The sequence below is a fragment of the Lysinibacillus sp. GbtcB16 genome (assembly GCF_019091145.1).
GTDB classification, from domain to species: domain Bacteria; phylum Bacillota; class Bacilli; order Bacillales_A; family Planococcaceae; genus Lysinibacillus; species Lysinibacillus fusiformis.
The window spans coordinates 1-457 of record NZ_JAGXJV010000133.1 but is presented as its reverse complement, the minus strand read 5'-3'; the positions used below and the strand labels follow the sequence as shown (position 1 = coordinate 457).

General features: G+C 32.6%; 1 protein-coding gene. It reads right to left on the bottom strand.

Annotated elements, in window-relative coordinates; translation table 11 throughout:
- Positions 1-14 precede the first annotated feature (14 nt).
- Positions 15-457: TnsA endonuclease C-terminal domain-containing protein (locus KVT27_RS23710; protein WP_217582080.1), on the bottom strand; the 443-nt coding region annotated here is incomplete at its 5' end.

Below are 457 nucleotides of genomic sequence, written 5' to 3'. Positions count from 1 at the left end.
TTTTCAACAAACATCTAAACTGCTCCTTTCTCCCAATTTTGAGCGCCTTCCAAAATAAGATCCTCTACAAATAAATGAGTGTGTATTGGTTGGAACATATCCACTTTAATCTCTTTAACCGCAATAAGATGTTTAAATAGCTCCAAAGCCATGCCATTTTCTAGCCCATATTGGATATCAAATTGTGTTAGTATTTCAATTAAAGAAACACCTTTTCTTGAAAGAGAATATTTCAATTGTTGCAGCAAAGTTTTATATGCTGAAGGAGAGAGGTCTTCATGAAAAAAATACGACGTGTGTAACCATTCCACATTATTCACTAATATTTTAGGGATTTCATTTTCCGTCACTATTCCCCAATCTACGTTTCGTTGATACCAATATTCTCTTTCTATTTCAAACTTTTCTATTACCCTATGTTTTTCCAATTCATTTGAAGGTTTAATTGTTCTTGCAA